Raw genomic sequence first — 1,276 nt, 5'->3', positions numbered from 1 at the left:
ACCGGTCCGGACGCCGCGACCGCGGCCGCGCTCGAACGGACCGCCGAGCGGGCCCGCGCGCGCAGCGGATTCCAGGGCGCCGTGCGCGCCTACGAACGCGCCGCGGCGCTGAGTCCCGCGCCCATGGACCGGGCGCGCCGCCTCGTGCTCGCCGCCGAGACCGCGAGCGCGGGCGGCATGACCGACCAGGCGGTGCGCCTCGGCACGCGCGCGCTGCACGCGGTGCCGTCCGCGGCGGGTGCGTCGGCCGCAGGCACGGGTGCGGCCGCGCCCCGCGACGGAGGGTCCGCGCACTGGGGAGACCGGGCGTCCGGGACCGCGACGGCGGATCACGGACCCTCGGCGGCCGAGCTGGCGCTGCGCGTGGACCTGGTCCACGCCGCGGCGGAATTCGCCGCGGGCGCGCCGGGCGCCGCGCACCGGCGCTACCTGGCGGCGGCCGCGGAAATCGCGGCGACCGAGCCCGGCGCCGCCGCGCGGATCCTGAGCCGGGCCGTCCACGCGGCGTGGTATCTCGGACCCGCCGAGATCGACGAGGTCACCGGGCTGCTCGCGACGCTGACTCTGGACGCGGACGACCCGGTGACGCCGGTCGTCGCCTATCTGGCGGGCGCGCTGAACCCGTTCGGCGGCGCCCCCGCCCGGCTCCGCGTGCGCGACGGGGCCGACCCGGACCCGGCGGCCGGCGGCGCGGGACGGGTGGCGGTCCGTACCGCGGACGCGTGGGCGGGCGACCTGACGGCCGCCGCGGCGGCGGCACGGCGCAACGGCGCGACCGACCCCGCCGACCTGGTCCAGCTGTGCGGCAGCGGCCTTGTGCTCGGCCACGACGACCAGGTCGCCGAGCTGGCGGGCGAACTCGTCGCCCGATGCCGCGCGGAGGGGCGCATCGGTGTGCTGCCGCCGCTGCTGTTCTTCCGGGCCGAGGCGCACCTGTTCGGCGGGCGGCCCGGGGAGAGCCGGGTCGACGCCGAGGAGGGCGCGCGCATCGCGGCCGACACCGGCCAGGGCCAGTGGATCAGCCAGCTCGCGGCCTTCCTCGCCTATCAGCACGCGCTGCGCGGCGACGCCGAAGCCTGTGTGGCGCAGGCGGACCGGGCGCGGGCGGAGGAGTTCGGCGGGGACGCGGCGGCCGGGTCGTCCTGGACGGGCGCGGCGCTCGGGCTGCTGGCCCTCGGCGCGGGCGATCTCGCGACGGCGTGGTCGCATCTGGACCTGCTCAACCGCGAACCGGCCCGTCACCACGTCGTCGGGTTGCGCACCCTGGCCGACCAGA

General features: G+C 79.3%; 1 pseudogene. It reads left to right on the top strand.

Annotation, left to right across the window (positions count from 1 at the left end):
• A pseudogene (locus ON36_RS08870) lies at positions 1–1,276 on the top strand (helix-turn-helix transcriptional regulator); the annotation flags it as partial.

It is taken from the genome of Nocardia thailandica NBRC 100428, assembly GCF_000308795.1.
Taxonomy (GTDB): domain Bacteria; phylum Actinomycetota; class Actinomycetes; order Mycobacteriales; family Mycobacteriaceae; genus Nocardia; species Nocardia thailandica.
The sequence above is the reverse complement of the archived record's forward strand: the minus strand, read 5'-3'. Positions and strand labels throughout refer to the sequence as shown.